Origin of the sequence: Enterobacter sp. BWH64 (assembly GCF_001037645.1) — a bacterium.
GTDB lineage: Bacteria > Pseudomonadota > Gammaproteobacteria > Enterobacterales > Enterobacteriaceae > Enterobacter > Enterobacter hormaechei_C.
This window is the reverse complement of sequence record NZ_KQ089922.1, coordinates 3,249,665-3,271,155: the sequence shown is the minus strand read 5'-3', so window position 1 is coordinate 3,271,155 and position 21,491 is coordinate 3,249,665. Positions and strand designations below refer to the sequence as shown.

Annotated in this window: 21 protein-coding genes; 12 read left to right on the top strand and 9 right to left on the bottom strand. The window is 56.5% G+C overall.

The window, feature by feature from the left end; all coding sequences use genetic code 11:
• Positions 1 to 57 precede the first annotated feature (57 nt).
• Positions 58 to 801, top strand: coding sequence for a copper homeostasis protein CutC (gene cutC, locus SK50_RS15555; RefSeq protein WP_023294933.1), 744 nt, complete (start codon positions 58 to 60; stop codon positions 799 to 801).
• A 174-nt stretch (positions 802 to 975) separates the two neighbouring features.
• Here cutC and cmoB read toward each other — a convergent pair whose 3' ends face one another.
• From cmoB to SK50_RS15530, 5 genes are read right to left on the bottom strand one after another with little or no spacing between them, the layout of a single operon-like run.
• On the bottom strand, positions 976 to 1,947 hold the full coding sequence (cmoB, locus tag SK50_RS15550) for a tRNA 5-methoxyuridine(34)/uridine 5-oxyacetic acid(34) synthase CmoB (protein WP_045345029.1): 972 nt from the start codon (positions 1,945 to 1,947) through the stop codon (positions 976 to 978).
• A complete protein-coding gene (gene cmoA, locus SK50_RS15545; RefSeq protein WP_045345030.1) occupies positions 1,944 to 2,687 on the bottom strand; it encodes a carboxy-S-adenosyl-L-methionine synthase CmoA in 744 nt (247 codons plus the stop codon). Before cmoA ends, cmoB begins: the two co-directional genes overlap by 4 nt.
• A gap of 41 nt (positions 2,688 to 2,728) precedes the next feature.
• Positions 2,729 to 3,124, bottom strand: coding sequence for an MAPEG family protein (locus SK50_RS15540; RefSeq protein ID WP_003859737.1), 396 nt, complete (start codon positions 3,122 to 3,124; stop codon positions 2,729 to 2,731).
• Positions 3,125 to 3,175: 51 nt separating this feature from the next.
• Positions 3,176 to 3,994: a DUF72 domain-containing protein gene (locus SK50_RS15535; RefSeq protein WP_045345032.1), complete on the bottom strand. Its 819-nt coding sequence runs from the start codon at positions 3,992 to 3,994 to the stop codon at positions 3,176 to 3,178.
• Positions 3,991 to 4,557 carry a hydrolase gene (locus tag SK50_RS15530; RefSeq protein WP_017384353.1) on the bottom strand — a complete coding sequence of 189 codons (567 nt, stop codon included), beginning with the start codon at positions 4,555 to 4,557 and terminating at the stop codon, positions 3,991 to 3,993. Before SK50_RS15530 ends, SK50_RS15535 begins: the two co-directional genes overlap by 4 nt.
• A 263-nt stretch (positions 4,558 to 4,820) precedes the next feature.
• Here SK50_RS15530 and aspS point away from each other — a divergent pair, with 263 nt between their 5' ends.
• The 6 genes from aspS to ruvB all read left to right on the top strand — a co-directional run bounded on the left by aspS (position 4,821) and on the right by ruvB (position 10,076).
• Positions 4,821 to 6,593: an aspartate--tRNA ligase gene (gene aspS, locus SK50_RS15525; RefSeq protein ID WP_017384352.1), complete on the top strand. Its 1,773-nt coding sequence runs from the start codon at positions 4,821 to 4,823 to the stop codon at positions 6,591 to 6,593.
• A 1-nt stretch (position 6,594) separates the two neighbouring features.
• The gene (gene nudB / locus SK50_RS15520) at positions 6,595 to 7,038 is read left to right on the top strand and encodes a dihydroneopterin triphosphate diphosphatase (protein WP_003859745.1); all 444 of its coding nucleotides are present in this window, start codon (positions 6,595 to 6,597) and stop codon (positions 7,036 to 7,038) included.
• 27 nt (positions 7,039 to 7,065) lie between these two features.
• The gene (locus tag SK50_RS15515; RefSeq protein WP_003859747.1) at positions 7,066 to 7,806 is read left to right on the top strand and encodes a YebC/PmpR family DNA-binding transcriptional regulator; all 741 of its coding nucleotides are present in this window, start codon (positions 7,066 to 7,068) and stop codon (positions 7,804 to 7,806) included.
• Between the two features lie 34 nt (positions 7,807 to 7,840).
• The gene (ruvC, locus tag SK50_RS15510; protein ID WP_003859749.1) at positions 7,841 to 8,362 is read left to right on the top strand and encodes a crossover junction endodeoxyribonuclease RuvC; all 522 of its coding nucleotides are present in this window, start codon (positions 7,841 to 7,843) and stop codon (positions 8,360 to 8,362) included.
• Positions 8,363 to 8,442: 80 nt separating this feature from the next.
• Positions 8,443 to 9,057 carry a Holliday junction branch migration protein RuvA gene (gene ruvA / locus SK50_RS15505; RefSeq protein ID WP_003859751.1) on the top strand — a complete coding sequence of 205 codons (615 nt, stop codon included), beginning with the start codon at positions 8,443 to 8,445 and terminating at the stop codon, positions 9,055 to 9,057.
• Between the two features lie 8 nt (positions 9,058 to 9,065).
• Positions 9,066 to 10,076, top strand: coding sequence for a Holliday junction branch migration DNA helicase RuvB (gene ruvB / locus SK50_RS15500; RefSeq protein ID WP_003859753.1), 1,011 nt, complete (start codon positions 9,066 to 9,068; stop codon positions 10,074 to 10,076).
• Positions 10,077 to 10,128: 52 nt separating this feature from the next.
• Here the strand turns inward: ruvB and znuB are convergent, their stop codons facing one another.
• Together znuB and znuC are read right to left on the bottom strand one after the other, a co-directional pair.
• Positions 10,129 to 10,914 carry a zinc ABC transporter permease subunit ZnuB gene (gene znuB, locus SK50_RS15495; RefSeq protein ID WP_045345034.1) on the bottom strand — a complete coding sequence of 262 codons (786 nt, stop codon included), beginning with the start codon at positions 10,912 to 10,914 and terminating at the stop codon, positions 10,129 to 10,131.
• Positions 10,911 to 11,666, bottom strand: a complete 756-nt coding sequence (gene znuC / locus SK50_RS15490; RefSeq protein WP_023296807.1) for a zinc ABC transporter ATP-binding protein ZnuC — start codon at positions 11,664 to 11,666, stop codon at positions 10,911 to 10,913. Before znuC ends, znuB begins: the two co-directional genes overlap by 4 nt.
• A 77-nt stretch (positions 11,667 to 11,743) precedes the next feature.
• On the opposite strand from znuC, the gene znuA reads away from it, so the two are divergent.
• From znuA to lpxM, 3 genes are all read left to right on the top strand, one after another.
• Complete coding sequence (gene znuA, locus SK50_RS15485) at positions 11,744 to 12,688, top strand: zinc ABC transporter substrate-binding protein ZnuA (RefSeq protein ID WP_048229989.1); 945 nt, start codon at positions 11,744 to 11,746, stop codon at positions 12,686 to 12,688.
• 15 nt (positions 12,689 to 12,703) lie between these two features.
• Positions 12,704 to 14,023: a murein DD-endopeptidase MepM gene (mepM, locus tag SK50_RS15480; protein ID WP_003859762.1), complete on the top strand. Its 1,320-nt coding sequence runs from the start codon at positions 12,704 to 12,706 to the stop codon at positions 14,021 to 14,023.
• Positions 14,024 to 14,140: 117 nt separating this feature from the next.
• Positions 14,141 to 15,112 carry a lauroyl-Kdo(2)-lipid IV(A) myristoyltransferase gene (gene lpxM, locus SK50_RS15475; RefSeq protein WP_015570283.1) on the top strand — a complete coding sequence of 324 codons (972 nt, stop codon included), beginning with the start codon at positions 14,141 to 14,143 and terminating at the stop codon, positions 15,110 to 15,112.
• A 43-nt stretch (positions 15,113 to 15,155) separates the two neighbouring features.
• On the opposite strand, the gene pyk is transcribed toward lpxM, so the two are convergent.
• The gene (gene pyk / locus SK50_RS15470) at positions 15,156 to 16,598 is read right to left on the bottom strand and encodes a pyruvate kinase (protein ID WP_003859767.1); all 1,443 of its coding nucleotides are present in this window, start codon (positions 16,596 to 16,598) and stop codon (positions 15,156 to 15,158) included.
• Between the two features lie 114 nt (positions 16,599 to 16,712).
• Positions 16,713 to 17,582 carry a MurR/RpiR family transcriptional regulator gene (locus SK50_RS15465; RefSeq protein WP_003859769.1) on the bottom strand — a complete coding sequence of 290 codons (870 nt, stop codon included), beginning with the start codon at positions 17,580 to 17,582 and terminating at the stop codon, positions 16,713 to 16,715.
• A gap of 356 nt (positions 17,583 to 17,938) precedes the next feature.
• On the opposite strand from SK50_RS15465, the gene zwf reads away from it, so the two are divergent.
• A complete protein-coding gene (gene zwf, locus SK50_RS15460; RefSeq protein WP_003859771.1) occupies positions 17,939 to 19,414 on the top strand; it encodes a glucose-6-phosphate dehydrogenase in 1,476 nt (491 codons plus the stop codon).
• A 233-nt stretch (positions 19,415 to 19,647) separates the two neighbouring features.
• On the top strand, positions 19,648 to 21,459 hold the full coding sequence (gene edd, locus SK50_RS15455) for a phosphogluconate dehydratase (RefSeq protein WP_017384346.1): 1,812 nt from the start codon (positions 19,648 to 19,650) through the stop codon (positions 21,457 to 21,459).
• Positions 21,460 to 21,491 lie beyond the last annotated feature (32 nt).

The following is a 21,491-nucleotide window of genomic DNA, read 5'->3' as shown; positions in this document are numbered from 1 at the left end:
ACACCAATCGGGCAACGTGCCACGATGGTACGTTGAGTGAAATTTAAGGAGGATGACATGGCGCTGCTGGAAATTTGTTGTTACAGCGTGGAGTGTGCCGTCACTGCGCAACGGCAGGGGGCCGATCGCATCGAGCTTTGCGCGGCACCGAAAGAAGGAGGATTAACCCCGTCCTTTGGCGTGCTGAAATCAGCCCGTCAGGCCATCACTATTCCGGTGCACCCGATTATTCGCCCGCGCGGCGGTGATTTTTGTTATACGGCGGGTGAGTTCAGTGCCATGCTTGAGGATATCGCCCTCGTCCGTGATTCCGGTTTTCCGGGGCTGGTGATCGGTATGCTGGACGAAGACGGCAACATCGATCTTCCGCGTATGCGTCAGGTCATGCGCGCCGCCCGGGGGATGGCGGTCACTTTTCATCGTGCGTTCGATATGTGTCAGGATCCGATACAAGCCTTTGATACGCTGGCAGAACTGGGCGTGGCGCGCGTTCTGACGTCGGGCCAGCAGTCCTCGGCTGAAAAAGGACTGAAATTAATTACGGAACTAAAAGCATATTCCGGTGTTCCAATAATCATGGCGGGCGCAGGAGTACGCGCCAGCAATCTGGAACTGTTTTTAAACGCAGGGGTGGAAGAGCTGCACAGCTCGGCGGGTAAATGGATACCTTCACCCATGCGTTATCGCAATACAGGGTTGTCAATGTCGACGGATGCTGAAGCGGATGAGTACTCACGCTACGGTGTGGATGGAGAGTCGGTTGCGGTAATGAAATCGTTGATTGAACGTCATCACGTGTAGCAACGAACCGATTTTTACCGCGCATCATGTCGCCCAATATGATGCTTGCTTGTACCAGGCCCCTGCAAATTACACAGGGGCCTTTTTTTCTTTTTTGCCCGGTGGCGCTGCGCTTACCGGGCCTACGAAATCACGCGTAGGCCGGGTAAGGCGCAGCCGCCACCCGGCTAAAGGCTACGGCTTGGTCGCAATCAATACCGCACGCATCGGGGCCGGATAGCCTTCTATGGTTTTACTGTGATCGTCCGGGTCGAGGAATTGCTCCAGCGATTCGGTGATCATCCAGTCGGTGCGGCGCTGTTCCTCAACCGACGTCACGCACACATCGGCGATGCGTACATCGACAAATCCACATTTCTCCAGCCAGTTCTTCAGCGCCAGCGCGGAAGGGATGAAGTAAACGTTGCGCATCTGCGCATAGCGATCGCCCGGCACCAGAACGGCATGTTCATCGCCTTCGATGACCAGCGTTTCCAGCACCAGTTCGCCGCCGCTGACCAGCTGATCTTTCAACTGCCAGAGATGCTCCAGCGGGGAACGACGGTGGTACAGCACGCCCATCGAGAAAACGGTATCAAACGCTTTCAGGGCAGGGAGTTGCTCGATACCCAGCGGCAGCAGGTGCGCACGCTGGTCGTTACCCAGCAGCTTACGCACCGCTTCAAACTGGCACAGGAACAGCTGCATCGGATCGATACCGACGGCCAGATGCGCGCCTGCGCCGATCATGCGCCACATGTGATAGCCGCTACCGCAGCCCACGTCCAGAATGGTGCGCCCGGTCAGGTTGGATAAATGCGGCAGAACGCGATCCCACTTCCAGTCAGAGCGCCACTCGGTGTTGATATTTACACCGTACAGCGAGAACGGCCCTTTGCGCCACGGCATCAGGTTACGCATCAGCGTTTCGATGCGGTTGATCTGCCCGGCCGGGAGCGGCTCTTCGCTCTCCGCTGTCACGCTGTGCAGCAAATCCAGACGATGAGGCGTCAGTTCAGGCAGAAACTCCACGGCGTTGGACCACTGCTTCAACAGACCATGCTGCTGATCGCGCTGCCAGGTGGCAATTTGCGCAGGCAGGGTTTCCAGCCAGTGGGAAAGGTGGTTTTTGGCAATCAGCTGATAGAAATTACCGAACTCGATCATGCTGCGTCTCCGGCTTTAAGCGCCACCAGAGAACCAAAGTTAAAGCACTGGAACCACAGTTCGCTGTGTTCAAATCCGGCTTTGCGCAGGCGCGCTTTGTGGGTTTCTACGGAATCCGTCAGCATGACGTTTTCAAGCATGCTGCGCTTCTGGCTGATCTCCAGCTCGCTGTAGCCATTTGCACGCTTGAAATCATGGTGCATGTTGAACAGCAGTTCGCCCACGCTGGCGTCTTCAAAGCTGAATTTCTCAGACAGCACCAGCGCGCCGCCCGGGTTCAGGCCCTGATAAATTTTATCCAGCAACCGCTGACGATCGTCCGGCACCAGGAACTGAAGGGTAAAGTTCAGTACCACCATCGAGGCGTTCTGGATGTCGATATCGCGGATATCGCCTTCTACCACCTCCACAGGCGTAGGGGCTTTATACGCGTCAATGTGGCGACGGCAGCGTTCGACCATGGCCGGTGAGTTATCGACAGCCACAATCTTGCAGCCTTTGTGATGAACGTTACGACGAATAGACAGCGTTGCCGCTCCCAGCGAACAACCCAGGTCATAGACCTGCGTGCCGGGTTGAACAAAACGCTCCGCCAGCATGCCGATCATGGAGATAATATTGGAATAACCGGGAACAGAGCGCTGGATCATATCCGGGAAGACTTCGGCTACCCGTTCATCAAAGGTCCAGTCGCCCAGGCTGGCGATAGGCGCGGAAAAAAGCGTGTCGCGATCTGACATAACGTAAAAAATCCGGGAAAAATAAAGGGGCATATTGTGCGCTAATGGAAGGAGAAAACCAACTCCCACGGCATATACCAAAGGTTAGCCAGCACCATCAGCAAAAGCGAGCACCAGGTCGCGCTCATGCCGGAACGACGCCAGCGGATCAGGCGGTGGTGAAAACCATAATAATGCATCAAACGCCCTGCTATCAGCAGCAGCCCACAGACGTGCACCATCCAGGTTTCTGCGCCATCCATCTCCATTAACAGCAGTAAAATTAACGCGACGGGAATGTACTCGACCGCGTTGCCGTGGATGCGGATTGCGCTTTGTAGCTCAGAAAAGCCCCCGTCACCGTACGAGACGCGGTACTGCATTCTCAGGCGCACAACATCAAATGAAAACTTAATCAGCAGTAATGCACCTAACACCGCATACAGCGCGCTGACCATACTAACTCCCTGTTTTTGGCAGATGGCACGTCTCTATGATAGGGGGTGATTTCAGAAAAGAGAAGATTGTTGTGGGATGGACGGCGCGGGGCCAACCGACGGAACCGCCTGCTGCAAGGCCTGCCAGAGAGCATCGACCAGTTCAGGCGCCTGCGCGATATCCGGCGTATGTAAAAAAAGGTACGGCGTGGTGGTGTGCTCCCATTTCGCCAGCGTTTGCAGCCAGACGGCGAACATCTCCTCATTTTGCTGCATGTTATCGCTGCCGATAAACCGGACCATCGGGTTCTGCGCCGTTACGATCGCGTGGACGGGCACTTTCGGTTTTTTGCGCTGGGCATCAACAACCGCTTCGCTGTGCGGGATTGCGCTGTGCACAGGGCGGCTGTCGAGGATCACGCGGTTGACCGATCGTTCATGCAGGCCGCGATTGAGCGCTTTCTCCGCGTCGCCCTTGGCAAAGAATTCCGGATGCCTCACTTCTACGCCGTAGGTAAAGCCATGTGGCAGGGCGTCGAGAAACTGCCAGAGGGCGGGCAGGTCGCGCGGGCCAAACGTGGCGGGAAGCTGGAGCCAGTACTGGCCAATACGGTTGGCCAGAGGCGACATCCGGGTGAAAAACTCGTGGGTTAAATCATCGCAGTTGCGCAGCGCGGCGTTGTGGGAGATGGTCGCCGGGAATTTAAAGCAAAAGCGGAAGTTGTCGGTGGTTTGCTCGCGCCAGCGTTCGACGATCTCCGCGCGGGGCAGGGCGTACAGCGTGGTATTGCCCTCCACGCAGTTAAAGTGTCGGGCATACTCTTCAAGGCTGGTAATACCCAGGCGCACCCATTTCGGGTGCGACCACTGGGGCAGGCCCACGTACATCATAGCGCGCTGAGGATCTCATCCGTGCTGCGCACGCGACCGATACGCGGGAAGATATGGGTCATGCTGCCCTGATGCTGATCCGCAGAGGCTGCGCTGCACGCATCTTCCGCGATCACCAGGTTAAAGCCCAGCTCCCAGGCGTTACGGGCGGTGGATTCCACACCAATGTTGGTGGAGATCCCGCACAGAATAATCGTGTCGATCCCGCGACGGCGCAGCTGGAGCTCCAGGTCGGTGCCGTAGAATGCGCCCCACTGGCGTTTGGTAACTTCTATATCGCTGTCGCGTTTACCGAGCGAGACAGGATATGTCCACCAGTTGTCCGGCAGCGCCTGCGCCGGGGCCTGGGCATCAACCGGCTGTTTTAGCGCTTCGGCGAAATCAGCGGACCAGCCGACGCGCACCATAACAACAGGCGAGCCGCTGGCGCGGCATTTTTCTGCCAGGCGCGCAGCGCGGCTGACCACATCGTCAGCGGTGTGCGGTCCACCGGCAAAAGGCAGAATGCCTTCCTGTAAATCAATGACCACAAGGGCGGTTTTGGTGGCATCTAGTGTAAACATCGTCACTCCCGTCAAATGAATTGCTTTTCTACACCTTACGACGTGATGGCCTGTTATCGGTCGGATAATTTTGTTAATTTTTGTGAGAATAGGCAATAAGAGTTCAGCAAACGCGCGTCAGGCCGTGCTTCGCTCTTATCGTGCGGCAGAATTTCCAGTATAATAGCCGCCTTTTTTCATCCAGTTGTGACATACAGAAAGCTGCGACATCGTAGCCTGCGAGACAGGCGACAATCAGCCTGCGGCTAATTAAGGGATATCTCATGCGTACAGAATATTGCGGGCAGCTGCGTCAGTCCCACGTCGGGCAGCAGGTCACCCTGTGTGGTTGGGTCAATCGTCGTCGCGATCTTGGTAGCCTTATCTTTATTGATATGCGTGACCGCGAAGGTATCGTTCAGGTGTTCTTCGATCCGGATCGCGCTGATGCGTTGAAGCTGGCTTCTGAGCTGCGCAATGAGTTCTGCATTCAGGTGACGGGCACCGTGCGTGCGCGTGACGAGAAAAACGTCAACGCCGACATGGCGACCGGCGCAATCGAAGTGCTGGCGTCCGATCTGACGATCATCAACCGCGCGGAAGCGCTGCCGCTGGACTCCAACCACGTCAACACCGAAGAAGCGCGTCTGAAATACCGCTACCTGGATCTGCGTCGTCCGGAAATGGCTCAGCGCCTGAAAACCCGTGCGAAAATCACCAGCCTGGTGCGCCGTTTTATGGATGACCACGGTTTCCTTGATATCGAAACCCCGATGCTGACCAAAGCCACGCCGGAAGGCGCGCGTGACTACCTGGTGCCATCCCGCGTCCATAAAGGCAAATTCTACGCGCTGCCGCAGTCACCACAGCTGTTCAAACAGCTGCTGATGATGTCCGGCTTCGATCGCTACTATCAGATCGTGAAATGCTTCCGCGACGAAGACCTGCGCGCTGACCGTCAGCCAGAATTTACCCAGATCGATGTGGAAACCTCCTTCATGACCGCTGAGCAGGTGCGTGAGGTGATGGAAGCCCTGGTGCGTAGCCTGTGGAACGACGTGAAAGGCGTTGAGCTGGGCGATTTCCCTGTCATGACCTTCGCGGAAGCCGAGCGTCGCTACGGTTCCGACAAACCAGACCTGCGTAACCCGATGGAGCTGGTGGACGTGGCAGACCTGGTGAAAGCCGTTGAGTTCGCGGTCTTTGCTGGCCCGGCTAACGATCCGAAAGGCCGCGTGGCTGCCCTGCGCGTTCCGGGCGGTGCTGCCCTTAGCCGTAAGCAGATTGACGACTACGGCAACTTCATCAAGATCTACGGCGCGAAAGGTCTGGCCTATATTAAAGTGACCGAGCGTGCAAAAGGTCTGGAAGGCATCACCAGCCCGGTGGCGAAATTCCTGAATGCGGACATCGTGGAAGCGATCCTTGAGCGCACCGGCGCGCAGGACGGCGACATGATCTTCTTCGGCGCAGACAACAAGAAAGTGGTTGCGGATGCGATGGGCGCGCTGCGTCTGAAGCTTGGCAAAGACCTGAACCTGACCGACGAAAGCAAATGGGCGCCGCTGTGGGTAATCGACTTCCCGATGTTTGAAGACGACGGTGAAGGCGGCCTGACCGCGATGCACCACCCGTTCACCTCGCCAAAAGAGATGACGGCGGCAGAGCTGAAAGCGGCGCCGGAAGACGCGGTGGCAAACGCCTACGATATGGTCATCAACGGCTACGAAGTGGGCGGCGGTTCCGTGCGTATTCACAGCGGTGAAATGCAGCAGACCGTGTTCGGCATTCTGGGCATTAACGAGCAGGAGCAGCGCGAGAAGTTTGGCTTCCTGCTGGACGCCCTGAAGTACGGTACCCCTCCGCACGCGGGTCTGGCCTTCGGTCTTGACCGTCTGACCATGCTGCTGACCGGCACCGACAACATCCGTGATGTGATCGCCTTCCCGAAAACCACCGCAGCGGCGTGTCTGATGACTGAAGCGCCAAGCTTTGCCAACCCGGCCGCGCTGGCTGAGCTGGGCATTGAGGTGGTGAAGAAGGAAGAGAAAAACTGATATGGCATATAAGCGTCCCGTTTCGGTTCTGGTGGTCATTTATGCAGAAGACACGAAGCGGGTGCTGATGTTGCAGCGGCGCGACGATCCGGATTTCTGGCAGTCGGTTACCGGCAGCCTGGAAGAGGGAGAGACCGCGCCGCAGGCCGCCGCGCGTGAAGTAAAGGAAGAGGTCGCCATTGACGTTGCTTACGAGCAACTGACCCTGAAGGACTGTCAGCGCACGGTGGAGTTTGAAATTTTTAGCCATTTACGTCATCGCTATGCACCGGGCATTGAGCGCAATACGGAATCGTGGTTCTGCCTTGCGCTTCCCCATGAGCGGGAGATCGTGTTCACGGAACACCTGACCTACCGCTGGGTGGATGCGGCGGATGCCGCCGCACTGACCAAGTCGTGGAGCAACCGGCAGGCGATTGAAGAATTTGTAATTAACGCTGCCTGAGAAGGCGCGATTTTTGGAGAACTTTTTATGGCAGGTCATAGTAAGTGGGCCAACACCAAACACCGCAAAGCGGCACAGGATGCCAAACGCGGTAAAATATTTACCAAAATCATTCGTGAGCTGGTGACAGCGGCGCGTCTGGGCGGCGGCGATCCGGCCTCTAACCCACGTCTGCGCGCAGCGGTGGATAAAGCCCTGTCCAACAACATGACGCGTGACACCCTGAACCGTGCCATCGCACGTGGCGTGGGCGGTGATGAAGACGCGAACATGGAAACCATCATTTATGAAGGTTACGGTCCTGGCGGTACGGCGGTGATGGTTGAGTGTCTGTCCGACAACCGTAATCGTACCGTTGCGGAAGTGCGTCACGCGTTCACCAAAACCGGCGGCAACCTGGGCACTGACGGTTCTGTAGCGTACCTGTTCAGCAAAAAAGGCGTCATCTCCTTCGAGAAAGGCGACGAAGATGCGATCATGGAAGCGGCGCTGGAAGCCGGTGCGGAAGACGTGGTGACCTATGACGACGGTGCTATTGATGTTTACACCGCATGGGAAGAGATGGGTGCCGTGCGCGATGCGCTGGAAGCGGCTGGCCTGAAGGCGGATAACGCTGAAGTCTCCATGATCCCGTCTACCAAAGCGGACATGGATGCGGAAACCGCACCGAAACTGCTGCGTCTGATCGACATGCTCGAAGACTGCGACGACGTGCAGGAAGTGTATCACAACGGTGAAATCTCTGATGAGGTTGCAGCGACTCTCTGATGAGAGCCTGTAAACCGTTTACGGGAGACGCGTGATGTCGATTATTCTCGGGATTGACCCCGGCTCACGCGTCACCGGCTATGGCGTTATCCGTCAGGTGGGACGCCAGCTAACCTACCTCGGCAGCGGCTGTATTCGCACCAAAGTGGACGATCTGCCGTCGCGCCTGAAGCTCATCTATGCGGGCGTGTCGGAGATCATCACCCAGTTCCAGCCGGACTATTTCGCCATCGAGCAGGTCTTTATGGCGAAAAACGCTGACTCGGCGTTAAAGCTCGGTCAGGCGCGCGGCGTGGCGATTGTTGCCGCCGTGAACCAGGATCTGCCGGTGTTTGAGTACGCGGCCCGTCAGGTTAAGCAGACGGTGGTGGGCATTGGTAGCGCGGAGAAAAGCCAGGTGCAGCACATGGTGCGTACCCTGCTGAAGCTCCCTGCGAACCCGCAGGCCGACGCCGCGGATGCGCTGGCCATTGCGATTACCCACTGTCACGTCAGCCAGAATGCGATGCAAATGAGCGAGTCGCGGCTCAATCTGGCGCGAGGCAGGTTACGATAATGACAAATCAGGCTGGATGTTTATCCAGCCTTTTTTTATTATGTCGGCAGTTAATTTCTTCCAGAACGCAGGAGCGTCACGTGATAGGCAGACTCAGAGGCATCATCATTGAAAAACAACCCCCGTTAGTACTGCTGGAAGTGGGTGGCGTGGGCTATGAAGTCCATATGCCAATGACCTGCTTCTATGAGCTGCCGGAGGCGGGCAAAGAGGCGGTTGTCTTTACCCAGTTTGTGGTGCGTGAAGACGCTCAGCTGCTGTACGGCTTCAATAACAAACAGGAACGCACCCTGTTCCGCGAATTGATTAAAACCAACGGCGTCGGGCCGAAGCTGGCCCTGGCGATTCTGTCCGGTATGTCAGCGCCACAGTTTGTGAACGCCGTTGAGCGTGAAGATCCGGCTGCGTTAATTAAACTTCCTGGCATCGGGAAGAAAACCGCCGAGCGCCTGATTGTCGAGATGAAGGACCGCTTCAAAGGTCTGCATGGCGATCTGTTCACGCCGGCAGCCGATCTGGTGCTGACTTCCCCGGGCGCGCCTGCATCTGATGATGATGCCGAGCAGGAAGCGGTTGCCGCGCTGGTGGCGCTGGGCTATAAACCTCAGGAGGCCAGCCGGATGGTGAGCAAAATTGCTAAACCGGATGCCAGCAGTGAAACTCTGATTCGTGAAGCGCTGCGCGCTGCATTGTGAGGTAAAGGATGATTGAAGCAGACCGCCTGGTATCGGCAGGCACCATTCAGCCAGATGACGTGGTGGATCGCGCGATCCGTCCCAAACTGCTGGATGAGTACATCGGCCAGCCGCAGGTTCGTTCTCAGATGGAGATTTTCATCCAGGCGGCAAAGCTGCGCGGCGATGCGCTCGATCACCTGCTGATTTTTGGTCCGCCGGGGTTAGGTAAAACCACCCTGGCGAATATCGTCGCCAATGAAATGGGCGTTAACCTGCGTACCACCTCCGGCCCGGTACTGGAGAAAGCAGGGGACCTGGCGGCGATGCTGACCAACCTCGAACCGCATGACGTGCTGTTTATCGATGAGATCCACCGTCTTTCACCGGTGGTGGAGGAAGTGCTCTATCCGGCAATGGAGGATTACCAGCTGGATATCATGATCGGTGAAGGTCCGGCCGCGCGCTCGATCAAAATCGATCTGCCACCGTTTACCCTGATTGGCGCCACGACCCGCGCCGGCTCGCTGACCTCTCCACTACGCGACCGTTTTGGTATCGTGCAGCGTCTGGAGTTTTATCAGGTGCCCGACCTTCAGCATATTGTAGGGCGCAGCGCGCGCTACATGGGGCTGGATATGAGCGAAGAGGGGGCGTTTGAAGTGGCGAAGCGCTCCCGCGGTACGCCGCGTATCGCCAACCGCCTGCTGCGCCGGGTGCGTGACTTTGCCGAGGTGAAGCACGACGGCACCATATCGGCCGAGATCGCCGCCCAGGCGCTGGATATGCTGAATGTCGATGCCGAAGGCTTTGACTATATGGACCGTAAGCTGCTGCTGGCGGTGCTGGATAAGTTCTTTGGCGGGCCGGTAGGGCTGGATAACCTGGCGGCGGCAATTGGCGAAGAGCGTGAGACTATCGAGGACGTGCTGGAGCCGTATCTGATCCAGCAGGGCTTCTTGCAGCGTACCCCGCGTGGTCGTATGGCAACGGTGCGGGCGTGGAATCATTTCGGCATTACGCCGCCCGCGATGCCGTAAGCAGCGATAAATTGTAGCCCCGGTAAGCGAAGCGCCACCGGGGACATGCTGACTACTGCGCGGTCTTTTTCATCATACTGAAAATAAACAACACCGCCGCGCACAGTACCACCGACGGCCCCGCTGGCGTGTCATAAAACGCCGAGAAGGTTAACCCGCCCGTCACCGCAATCATTCCGATAATCACCGCGATACCGGCCATTTGCTCCGGCGTTCGCGCAAAACGGCGCGCAGTGGCGGCAGGAATTATCAGCAGCGACGTGATGATCAGCGCGCCAACAAATTTCATCGCCACGCCGATGGTTAACGCCGTCACCAGCATCAACAGCAGCTTCACGCGCTGAAGCTTCACGCCATCAACAAAGGCCAGATCCGGACTGACGGTCATAGCCAGTAAATTCCGCCACTGCCACAGCAGGATCCCGAGCACCACCGCCACGCCAATGGCAATGGAAATGAGATCTTCGGGCGTGACGGCCAGCAGATCGCCAAACAGGTAGGCCATCAGATCTACGCGGATGTTTGACATCAGGCTCACTACCACCAGGCCCAGCGACAGGGCGCTGTGCGCCATAATGCCGAGCAGGGTATCAATTGCCAGGTGAGGGCGTTTTTCCAGCCAGACCAGACCGGCAGCCAGCAGCAGCGTGACGACAATCACCGCATAAAACGGGTTCACGTCCAGTAACAAACCAAACGCCACACCCAGCAATGAAGCATGGGCCAGCGTATCGCCGAAATAGGACATTCTGCGCCAGACGACAAACGAGCCGAGTGGACCTGCGGCGCAGGCAAGCATAATCCCGGCCAGCCAGCCGGGCATTAACAGTTCAATCATGAGTGTCCATTTCCCCGACGCAGGACAATTCGTCCCTGTAAATCATGGCGGTGATTGTGATTATGACGATAGATGCCCAGCTGTTCGGCGCCGCGATGGCCAAACATAGAGATAAATTCCGGATGCATTGACACCACTTCCGGCGTGCCGGAACAACAAATGTGATGGTTCAGGCACAGCACTTCGTCGGTTTTGGCCATCACCAGGTGCAGATCATGGGACACCATCAGCACCGCGCAGTTTAGCTCCCGACGGAGCTGGTCAATCAGATCGTACAGCGCAACCTGACCGTTGACGTCAACACCCTGCGTCGGCTCGTCCAGGACCAGCAGCTGAGGGCTGCTGAGCAGGGCGCGGGCAAGTAATACGCGCTGGGTTTCACCGCCCGACAGCTTTTGCAAGGGCGCCTCAACAAGATGTCCCGCCTGAACGCGTTTCAGCGCCGGGAGGATATCCGCTTTACGCGTACCGGGACGGAGGCGCAGGAAGCGGCTCACCGTCAGGGGCAGGGTGGCATCGAGGTGTAATTTTTGCGGCACATAGCCGATACGCAACTTGTCTTGGCGGACGATAACACCTGCATCAGGGGCTACCAGGCCTAATACGACGCGTACCAGCGTCGACTTGCCTGCACCGTTAGGGCCGAGCAGCGTGAGTATTTTGCCGGGCTTCAGATTCAGCGACACCTCAGAAAGGACGCGGCGCTGGCCGAATGAGACCGAAACATTTTCAAGAGAAACTAAAGTCGTCATGTCAATTTAAGCTTGCAGAAGTCATCGAATGTTATAATATCACATTCCACGCATTCATTACGATGATTAGTCGCATTATGTTACAGAAAAATACGCTTCTTTTCGCAGCTTTATCCGCTGCTCTTTGGGGTACAACAGCACAAGATGTTAACGCCGCCGTTGTCGCTTCGCTTAAACCGCTTGGGTTTATCGCCTCTGCCATCGCGGATGGGGTCACTGAGACCCAGGTTCTGCTGCCTGACGGTGCTTCCGAGCATGATTATTCCCTGCGTCCATCTGATGTAAAACGCTTACAGAACGCGGACTTAGTCGTCTGGATTGGTCCTGAGATGGAAGCGTTCATGCAGAAGTCAGCCAGTCAGCTTGCCGCTGAGAAACAGGTGACGATTGCCGGGCTGTCCGGCGTGAAACCGTTACTCATGAAAGGAGCTGAGGGCGAGGGTGACGAACACGACCACGACCATGCTCACGGTGAAAAAGGTGACGACCATCACCATCACGGCGAATACAACATGCATCTCTGGCTCTCCCCAGAGATAGCGCGGCTTACAGCGGTTGCAATCCACGACAAATTAGTGGAACTTATGCCGCAAAGTCGAATCAAACTCGACGCCAACCTGAAGGATTTTGAGGCTCAATTAGCTGCAACCGACAAACAGGTGGGTAACGAGCTCGCACCGCTTAAAGGAAAAGGGTACTTCGTTTTTCATGATGCCTACGGGTATTACGAGAAACATTACGGTCTGACCCCGCTGGGGCATTTTACCGTCAACCCTGAAATTCAGCCTGGTGCGCAGCGTTTACATGAAATCAGAACACAGTTGGTTGAGCAAAAAGCGACATGCGTTTTTGCTGAGCCACAGTTCAGGCCAGCGGTCGTAGAAGCCGTGGCCAGGGGAACATCCGTGCGCATGGGAACCCTTGACCCGCTAGGTACGAACATCCAGTTGAGCAAAGCGAGCTATTCGCAGTTCCTCAGCCAACTGGCGAATCAGTATGCGAGCTGCCTGAAAGGAGATTAACGAGGAAGTGAATACGTGCAACAGATAGCCCGCTCTGTCGCCCTGGCATTTAACAATCTGCCTCGACCCCACCGCGTTATGCTGGGGTCGCTTACAGTTCTCACATTAGCGGTCGCCGTCTGGCGGCCCTATGTTTACCACCCGAGTTCCGCCCCAATCATTAAAACCATCGAACTGGAGAAGAGCGAGATCCGCTCTCTGCTGCCTGAGGCCAGCGAGCCTATCGATCAGGCCGCTCAGGAAGATGAAGCGATTCCCCAGGATGAGCTGGATGACAAGATCCAGAATGAAGCCGGCATTCATGAATATGTTGTATCTACTGGCGATACGCTGAGCAGCGTCCTGAACCAGTACGGTATCGACATGGGCAACATCAGCCAGCTCGCCGCATCCGATAAAGAGCTGCGTAACCTGAAAATTGGTCAGCAGCTTTCCTGGACCCTAACGCCCGACGGCGATCTGCAACGTCTGACCTGGGAGATGTCCCGTCGCGAAACCCGCACCTACGATCGCACTGCAAACGGTTTCAAAATGACCAGCGAATTGCAGCAGGGCGACTGGGTTAACAGCGTCATGAAAGGGACCGTCGGCGGCAGCTTTGTTTCCAGCGCACGCGATGCCGGCCTGACCAGCGCTGAAATCAGCTCGGTGATCAAAGCCATGCAGTGGCAGATGGATTTCCGCAAACTGAAAAAAGGCGATCAGTTCTCTGTCCTGATGTCCCGCGAAATGCTGGACGGTAAGCGCGAGCAGAGCCAGCTGGTGGGCGTTCGTCTGCGTTCAGACGGCAAAGACTACTATGCTATTCGCGCGGAAGACGGTAAGTTCTATGACCGCAGCGGTACGGGTCTGGCAAAAGGCTTCCTGCGTTTCCCAACGGCGAAACAGTTCCGCGTCTCCTCCAACTTTAACCCGCGTCGTCTGAACCCGGTAACTGGCCGCGTAGCGCCGCACCGTGGCGTTGACTTCGCCATGCCGCAGGGCACGCCAGTGCTGGCGGTAGGGGATGGTGAAGTGGTCATGGCGAAACGCAGCGGTGCTGCTGGCTACTACGTTGCTATTCGTCACGGTCGTACGTACACCACCCGCTACATGCACCTGCGTAAACTGCTGGTCAAACCGGGCCAGAAAGTGAAACGTGGCGATCGCATCGCGTTGTCCGGTAACACCGGCCGGTCGACGGGTCCGCACCTGCACTACGAAGTGTGGATCAACCAGCAGGCGGTTAACCCGCTGACGGCAAAACTGCCGCGTACCGAAGGGCTGACCGGCAAAGATCGCAAAGATTACCTGGCGCAGGTGAAAGAGGTGATGCCGCAGCTGCGCTTCGACTAAGCTCTCCTGATTTAAAAAGCCGGCGTCAGTATGCGCCGGCTTTTTCTTTTGTGCGCGGGCGGCAGCCTCGCTACACTATCCGAATATATTTTTGCGTCACCAGACCCTGGAACCCGCATGGAAACCAAAAAAAACAATATTGAGTACATTCCCGAGTTTGAAAAATCTTTCCGCCACCCGCGTAACTGGGGCGCCTGGCTTGGCGTATACGCGTTTGCTGGCATGGCGTTGCTACCTGCTTCCCTCCGCGATCCGGTGCTCGGCAAAGTGGGGCGCCTGGCAGGGCGCTTAGGTAAAAGCGCACGCCGCCGCGCGCAAATAAATCTGTTGTACTGTTTTCCGGATAAAAGCGACGCCGAACGCGAAGCAATCATTGATGACATGTATACCACCGCGCCCCAGGCCATGGCGATGATGGCGGAACTGGCGCTGAAAGGGCCGGAGAAGATCGTCGAACGCGTTGACTGGAAAGGGCTGGAGATCATCGACGAGATGCGTCGCAATGATGAAAAGGTGATTTTCCTGGTGCCGCACGGCTGGGGGGTAGACATTCCGGCGATGTTAATGGCGTCGCAGGGCCAGAAAATGGCGGCGATGTTCCATAATCAGGGAAACAAAATCTACGACTTCGTCTGGAATACCGTGCGCCGTCGCTTTGGCGGGCGTTTGCACGCCCGAAACGATGGCATTAAGCCTTTCATTCAGTCGGTACGTCAGGGTTACTGGGGCTACTATCTGCCCGATCAGGACCACGGCCCGGAACACAGCGAGTTTGTCGATTTCTTCGCAACCTATAAAGCCACGCTACCCGCGATTGGTCGCCTGATGAAAGTCTGCCGCGCCCGCGTGATCCCACTGTTCCCGGTTTATGACGGTAAAACGCATCGCCTGAGCATTGAGGTACGTCCGCCGATGGACGATCTGCTGACCGCAGACGATCACACCATCGCACGTCGCATGAATGAAGAGGTGGAGGTGCTGGTGGGGCCGCATAAGGAGCAATATACGTGGATCCTGAAGCTGCTCAAAACGCGCAAACCTGGCGAAACAGAGCCGTACAAGCGTAAAGAGCTTTTCCCGAAGAAATAGGAAACCTTCACCCCTCTCCCCTTAGGGGAGAGGGGATCGGAGCTTACTCTACGGTCAGTACGCGGGTGGTATTGGTTGAGCCGATGGTGCTCATCACGTCACCCTGCGTCACGATAACGATATCACCGGATACCAGATAACCTTTGTCGCGCAGCAGGTTCACGGCATCGTGCGCGGCGGCCACGCCGTCGTTGGTGCTGTCGAAGTATACTGGCGTCACGCCGCGATACAGCGCCGTCAGGTTCAGCGTACGCTCGTGACGGGACATGGCGAAGATCGGCAGACCGGAGCTGATACGGGACGTCATTAGCGCGGTACGGCCAGATTCGGTCATGGTGATGATCGCCGTGACCCCTTTCAGGTGGTTGGCTGCGTACATCGCGGACATCGCAATCGCTTCTTCCACGTTGTCGAACTGAATGTCCAGACGGTGTTTAGAGACGTTAATGCTTGGGATCTTCTCTGCACCCAGGCACACGCGCGCCATGGCGGCCACGGTTTCTGCCGGATACTGACCTGCCGCGGTTTCCGCTGACAGCATCACCGCATCGGTACCATCCAGCACGGCGTTCGCCACGTCCATGACTTCCGCACGGGTTGGCATTGGGTTGGTGATCATGGATTCCATCATCTGGGTGGCGGTGATCACCGCGCGGTTCAGCTGACGCGCGCGACGGATCAGCGCTTTCTGGATACCGACCAGTTCAGGGTCGCCAATTTCCACGCCCAGGTCACCACGGGCAACCATCACCACGTCAGACGCCAGGATCACGTCGTCCATCGCGTCCTGATCGCAGACCGCTTCAGCGCGTTCCACTTTCGCAACGATTTTCGCATCGCAGCCTGCATCGCGCGCCAGGCGGCGAGCATAGTTCAGATCTTCGCCGCAGCGCGGGAAGGAGACGGCCAGGTAATCCACGCCGATCTGCGCTGCGGTCACGATATCCGCTTTGTCTTTATCGGTCAGCGCTTCGGCAGACAGGCCACCGCCGAGTTTGTTGATGCCTTTGTTGTTGGAGAGCGGGCCGCCGACTGTCACTTCGGTGAATACCTTCATACCCTGAACTTCCAGCACTTTCAGCTGTACGCGTCCGTCGTCCAGCAGCAGGATGTCGCCAGGCACAACGTCAGCAGGCAGACCTTTGTAGTCGATACCCACTTTTTCCTTATCGCCTTCGCCTTTGCTCAGGTTGGCATCCAGCAGGAATTTATCGCCGATGTTGAGGAAGACTTTGCCTTCTTTAAAGGTCGAAACGCGGATTTTTGGACCTTGCAGGTCACCGAGGATAGCAACATGGCGGCCCAGTTTAGCTGCGATTTCACGCACTTTGTCGGCACGTAATTTATGGTCTTCTGGCGTACCGTGAGAGAAGTTCATGCGCACCACGTTGGCACCCGCGGCGATAATCTTTTCGAGGTTATTATCGCGGTCGGTGGCCGGGCCTAAGGTGGTGACGATCTTGGTTCTGCGAAGCCTTCTGGACATGTAATACTCCGTTGACTGAAACAACTTTGGTGTTGCGTGAACATAGAATCGGCCTTCATCTATCGCAAGGCAGTAGCGAGGGGACCGAATGCCGTAAATCGTACATCGTAGTTATTAGGGAACATCGCTCTTTATAAGCAATTCTTTATCAAAACGCGATTCTTTCAGGGCTTCCTTGACCCGCTTCAAGTTATCCCGGAATTTTGCGCCCCGGCGTAAGGTAAAACCGGTCGCCAGCACGTCGATGACCGTCAACTGCGCCAGGCGGGAGACCATCGGCATGTACATGTCGGTGTCCTCCGGTACGTCCAGGGTAATGGCGAGCGTCGCTTCCCTGGCCAGCGGCGTACCTGCCGTCGTCAGGGCGATGACCATCGCATCGTTGTCACGCGCGAGCTGTGCCAGCTCCACCTGGCTCTTGGTGCGGCCCGTATGGGAGATGAGTACCACGACATCATCTTCACTACAATTCATACAGCTCATGCGTTGCAGCACAATGTCATCGGAGTAAATCACCGGCACGTTAAAGCGAAAGAACTTATTCATGGCGTCATGCGCCACGGCGGCGGACGAGCCAAGGCCAAAGAAGGCAATCCGTTTGGCCTGCGTGAGAAGATCGACCGCGCGATTCACTGAACTCATGTCCAGAGACTGGCGAACGTGGTCGAGCGTGGCCATAGCCGATTCAAATATTTTTGCGGTGTAAGCATCAACGCTGTCGTCTTCATCTACATTGCGATTAACATACGGGGTGCCGTTTGCCAGACTTTGGGCCAGATGCAGTTTAAAATCAGGAAAGCCGCGCGTGTCCAGACTACGACAGAATCGATTGACCGTCGGTTCGCTGACGCCCGATTCCTGTGCCAGAGCGGCGATGCTTGAATGAATCGCCTGAGCGGGCGCGGCGAGAATAACTTCAGCCACTTTGCGCTCGGATTTGCTAAGGTGTTCCAGTTGAAACTGGATTTTTTCCAGCATGTTCATTGTTAACAAGACGCTCATGAGGGCATAAACGATTTCATAAAGAGATGAAATCTTGATTCGATTTAGCCGATATTACCCCCGGGACTCCCGAAAGGGTAATCGTCGACAAGAAATGTTGTTGTTTTTTTTCATTACTTGATCGACGTCGGGTTTTGCTCTGACCCTGTTGCGCAAAGAATCGACGTTTGTTGCGTCATCAGACGGGCGTAATGGCCCGGGCGACGAAAAATCACCGTATCGCACGCGACGTTAAGCGCTAATGGTTTCAGGAAACGCGTAAAAGCAGTACAGTGCATTGTAATAAAATTACAACGATACCTGGCAGAGTACCAGGCGATCTAACTGAGGAGAATGACATGGCGGTAACGCAAACAGCCCAGGCATGTGACCTGGTCATTTTCGGCGCGAAAGGCGATCTTGCACGCCGAAAATTGCTGCCTTCCCTGTATCAGCTCGAAAAAGCGGGCCAGATCCATCCCGATACCCGGATCCTTGGGGTAGGGCGCGCAGACTGGGATAAGGAGGCTTATACCAAAGTCGTGCGCGAGGCGCTCGAAACGTTCATGAAAGAGAAAATCGATGAAAGCCTTTGGGATAAGCTGAGCGGGCGTCTCGATTTCTGCAACCTGGACGTCAACGATGTAGGCGCCTTTACCCGTCTGGGTGAAATGCTTGACCAGGAAAATCGTGTCACTATTAACTATTTCGCCATGCCCCCAAGCACCTTCGGCGCCATCTGCAAAGGTCTGGGCGAAGCGAAGCTGAACGCCAAACCGGCGCGCGTGGTGATGGAGAAACCGCTGGGTACGTCGCTGGCGACCTCGCGTGAAATCAACGACCAGGTGGGCGAGTTCTTTGAGGAGTGTCAGGTTTACCGTATTGACCACTATCTGGGCAAAGAGACGGTATTGAACCTGCTGGCGCTGCGTTTTGCCAACTCCCTGTTTGTGAACAACTGGGACAACCGCACTATCGACCACGTGGAAATTACCGTGGCGGAAGAGGTGGGCATCGAAGGCCGTTGGGGCTACTTCGACCAGGCCGGCCAGATGCGGGACATGATCCAGAACCATCTGCTGCAAATTCTGTGCATGATTGCCATGTCTCCACCGTCAGATCTGACGGCCGACAGCATTCGTGACGCCAAAGTGAAAGTACTGAAATCACTGCGCCGTATTGACCGCTCCAACGTACGTGAGAAAACCGTGCGCGGCCAGTACACCGCAGGTTTTGCCCAGGGGAAAAAAGTTCCTGGCTATCTGGAAGAAGAGGGCGCGAACAAGTCCAGCAACACCGAGACGTTTGTGGCGATCCGCGTGGATATCGACGACTGGCGCTGGGCCGGTGTGCCGTTCTACCTGCGTACCGGTAAACGTCTGCCGGCAAAATGCTCCGAAGTGGTGGTCTACTTCAAAAATCCGGAACTGAACCTGTTCAAAGAATCCTGGCAGGAACTGCCGCAGAACAAACTGACCATCCGTCTGCAACCGGACGAGGGTGTGGATATTCAGATCCTCAACAAAGTGCCAGGCCTTGATCACAAACACAACCTGCAAACTACCAAGCTGGACCTGAGCTACTCTGAAACCTTCAACCAGACGCATCTCGCCGATGCTTACGAGCGTCTGCTGCTGGAAACCATGCGTGGTATCCAGGCGCTGTTCGTCCGCCGCGATGAAGTGGAAGAGGCGTGGAAGTGGGTCGACTCCATCACTGAAGCGTGGGCAGCCGATCAGGACGCGCCAAAACCGTATCAGGCGGGAACCTGGGGACCTGTCGCCTCCGTTGCGATGATCACCCGTGATGGCCGCTCCTGGAACGAGTTTGAATAACCACCTTCTCTAGCCCAAAGGTGTTATTTTACCGGTAACATGATCTAACACAGCAAGTGGCATAATTTTTATCTTTTAAGCTCCGCGTGGATTCACCCGCGGAGCTTTTTTTATTACACTCCCTTCAGACATTTTGCCCCTGTGCTCCGGATATCAGGCGTTTCAGCGTTGTTAACAACCGTCAGAAACTGTGTAAACTCCCGAGCCTGGACAGATAAATTAGAGGAGCTTTTATGAATCCGACATTGTTACGCGTAACACAGCGCATCGTTGAACGCTCGAAAGAGACCCGTGCTGCCTACCTTGCCCGCATCGAACAGGCGAAGAGTGAAACTGTCCATCGCTCTCAGCTGGCCTGCGGGAATCTGGCCCACGGCTTTGCGGCCTGCCAGCCTGGTGATAAAGACGCGCTGAAAAGCATGTTGCGTAACAATATCGCCATCATTACCTCCTATAACGACATGCTTTCAGCCCACCAGCCGTATGAGGCCTACCCGGCTATCATCCGCAATGCGCTGCACAGCGTGAACGCGGTGGGCCAGGTTGCAGGCGGCGTGCCGGCCATGTGTGATGGCGTAACCCAGGGCCAGGACGGTATGGAGCTGTCCTTGCTGAGCCGCGAAGTGATCGCCATGTCGGCGGCAGTGGGCCTCTCTCACAACATGTTTGATGGCGCGCTCTATCTGGGCGTGTGCGACAAAATCGTCCCGGGGCTGGTGATGGCCGCGCTGTCGTTTGGCCATCTGCCAGCGATTTTTGTGCCGTCAGGCCCGATGGCTAGTGGTCTGCCAAACAAGGAAAAAGTCCGTATCCGCCAGCTGTATGCCGAAGGAAAAGCGGACCGTCAGGCACTGCTGGAAGCGGAAGCCGCGTCCTATCATGCGCCGGGCACCTGTACGTTCTACGGTACGGCCAACACCAACCAGATGGTGGTGGAGTTTATGGGTATGCAGCTGCCGGGCTCGTCGTTCATCCAGCCGGATGCGCCACTGCGTAAAGCGCTGACCGAAGCCGCAGCCCGTCAGGTGACGCGCCTGACCGGTAACGGCAACGAGTGGATGCCAATGGGCAAAATGGTGGATGAAAAAGTCATCGTAAACGGGATTGTCGCCCTGCTGGCGACCGGCGGTTCAACCAACCATACCATGCACCTTGTCGCGATGGCGCGCGCGGCGGGCATTCTGATCAACTGGGATGACTTCTCCGATATCTCCTCCGTGGTACCGCTGATGGCGCGTCTGTACCCGAACGGTCCGGCGGACATCAACCACTTCCAGGCCGCGGGCGGCGTGCCGGTGCTGATGCGCGAGCTGCTGAAAGGCGGCCTGCTGCATGAGGATGTCAACACGGTGGCGGGCTTTGGCCTGCATCGCTATACCCTTGAACCCTGGCTGAACAACGGTGAGCTGGACTGGCGCGAAGGGGCGAGCGACTCGCTCGATCCTCAGGTTATCGCAACCTTCGAACAGCCGTTCTCTCCTCACGGCGGCACCAAAGTGCTGAGCGGTAACCTTGGACGTGCCGTGATGAAAACCTCTGCCGTGCCGGAAGAGAATCAGGTTATCGAAGCCCCGGCGGTGGTGTTTGAAAGCCAGCACGACGTTTTACCTGCCTTTGACGCGGGTCTGCTTGATAAAGACTGTGTGGTCGTGGTGCGTCATCAGGGACCAAAAGCGAACGGGATGCCAGAATTACATAAACTTATGCCGCCGCTTGGTGTATTATTGGACCGCCGTTTCAAAATCGCACTGGTAACCGATGGACGCCTTTCAGGGGCATCCGGTAAAGTGCCTTCAGCGATTCATGTCACCCCGGAAGCCTACGACGGCGGCCTGCTGGCGAAAGTGCGTGATGGTGACATGATCCGCGTTAACGGTCAGACAGGCGAGTTAACCCTGCTGGTGGATGAAGCAGAGCTGGCGGCGCGTCAGCCACATATTCCTGACCTGAGCGCATCGCGCGTGGGTACCGGACGCGAAATGTTTGGTGCGTTGCGTGAGAAACTCTCCGGTGCGGAGCAGGGCGCAACCTGTATTACGTTTTAAGACGACTTGATTTTAACGATCTGGCGAGAGAA

What these genes read in the sequence shown, in the direction of transcription:
- cutC (WP_023294933.1), top strand. Translation starts at nt 58, where the DNA reads ATGGCGCTGCTGGAAATTTGTTGTTACAGCGTGGAGTGTGCCGTCACT.
- cmoB (WP_045345029.1), bottom strand. Translation starts at nt 1,947, where the DNA reads ATGATCGAGTTCGGTAATTTCTATCAGCTGATTGCCAAAAACCACCTT.
- cmoA (WP_045345030.1), bottom strand. Translation starts at nt 2,687, where the DNA reads ATGTCAGATCGCGACACGCTTTTTTCCGCGCCTATCGCCAGCCTGGGC.
- SK50_RS15540 (WP_003859737.1), bottom strand. Translation starts at nt 3,124, where the DNA reads ATGGTCAGCGCGCTGTATGCGGTGTTAGGTGCATTACTGCTGATTAAG.
- SK50_RS15535 (WP_045345032.1), bottom strand. Translation starts at nt 3,994, where the DNA reads ATGATGTACGTGGGCCTGCCCCAGTGGTCGCACCCGAAATGGGTGCGC.
- SK50_RS15530 (WP_017384353.1), bottom strand. Translation starts at nt 4,557, where the DNA reads ATGTTTACACTAGATGCCACCAAAACCGCCCTTGTGGTCATTGATTTA.
- aspS (WP_017384352.1), top strand. Translation starts at nt 4,821, where the DNA reads ATGCGTACAGAATATTGCGGGCAGCTGCGTCAGTCCCACGTCGGGCAG.
- nudB (WP_003859745.1), top strand. Translation starts at nt 6,595, where the DNA reads ATGGCATATAAGCGTCCCGTTTCGGTTCTGGTGGTCATTTATGCAGAA.
- SK50_RS15515 (WP_003859747.1), top strand. Translation starts at nt 7,066, where the DNA reads ATGGCAGGTCATAGTAAGTGGGCCAACACCAAACACCGCAAAGCGGCA.
- ruvC (WP_003859749.1), top strand. Translation starts at nt 7,841, where the DNA reads ATGTCGATTATTCTCGGGATTGACCCCGGCTCACGCGTCACCGGCTAT.
- ruvB (WP_003859753.1), top strand. Translation starts at nt 9,066, where the DNA reads ATGATTGAAGCAGACCGCCTGGTATCGGCAGGCACCATTCAGCCAGAT.
- znuB (WP_045345034.1), bottom strand. Translation starts at nt 10,914, where the DNA reads ATGATTGAACTGTTAATGCCCGGCTGGCTGGCCGGGATTATGCTTGCC.
- znuC (WP_023296807.1), bottom strand. Translation starts at nt 11,666, where the DNA reads ATGACGACTTTAGTTTCTCTTGAAAATGTTTCGGTCTCATTCGGCCAG.
- znuA (WP_048229989.1), top strand. Translation starts at nt 11,744, where the DNA reads ATGTTACAGAAAAATACGCTTCTTTTCGCAGCTTTATCCGCTGCTCTT.
- lpxM (WP_015570283.1), top strand. Translation starts at nt 14,141, where the DNA reads ATGGAAACCAAAAAAAACAATATTGAGTACATTCCCGAGTTTGAAAAA.
- pyk (WP_003859767.1), bottom strand. Translation starts at nt 16,598, where the DNA reads ATGTCCAGAAGGCTTCGCAGAACCAAGATCGTCACCACCTTAGGCCCG.
- SK50_RS15465 (WP_003859769.1), bottom strand. Translation starts at nt 17,582, where the DNA reads ATGAACATGCTGGAAAAAATCCAGTTTCAACTGGAACACCTTAGCAAA.
- zwf (WP_003859771.1), top strand. Translation starts at nt 17,939, where the DNA reads ATGGCGGTAACGCAAACAGCCCAGGCATGTGACCTGGTCATTTTCGGC.
- edd (WP_017384346.1), top strand. Translation starts at nt 19,648, where the DNA reads ATGAATCCGACATTGTTACGCGTAACACAGCGCATCGTTGAACGCTCG.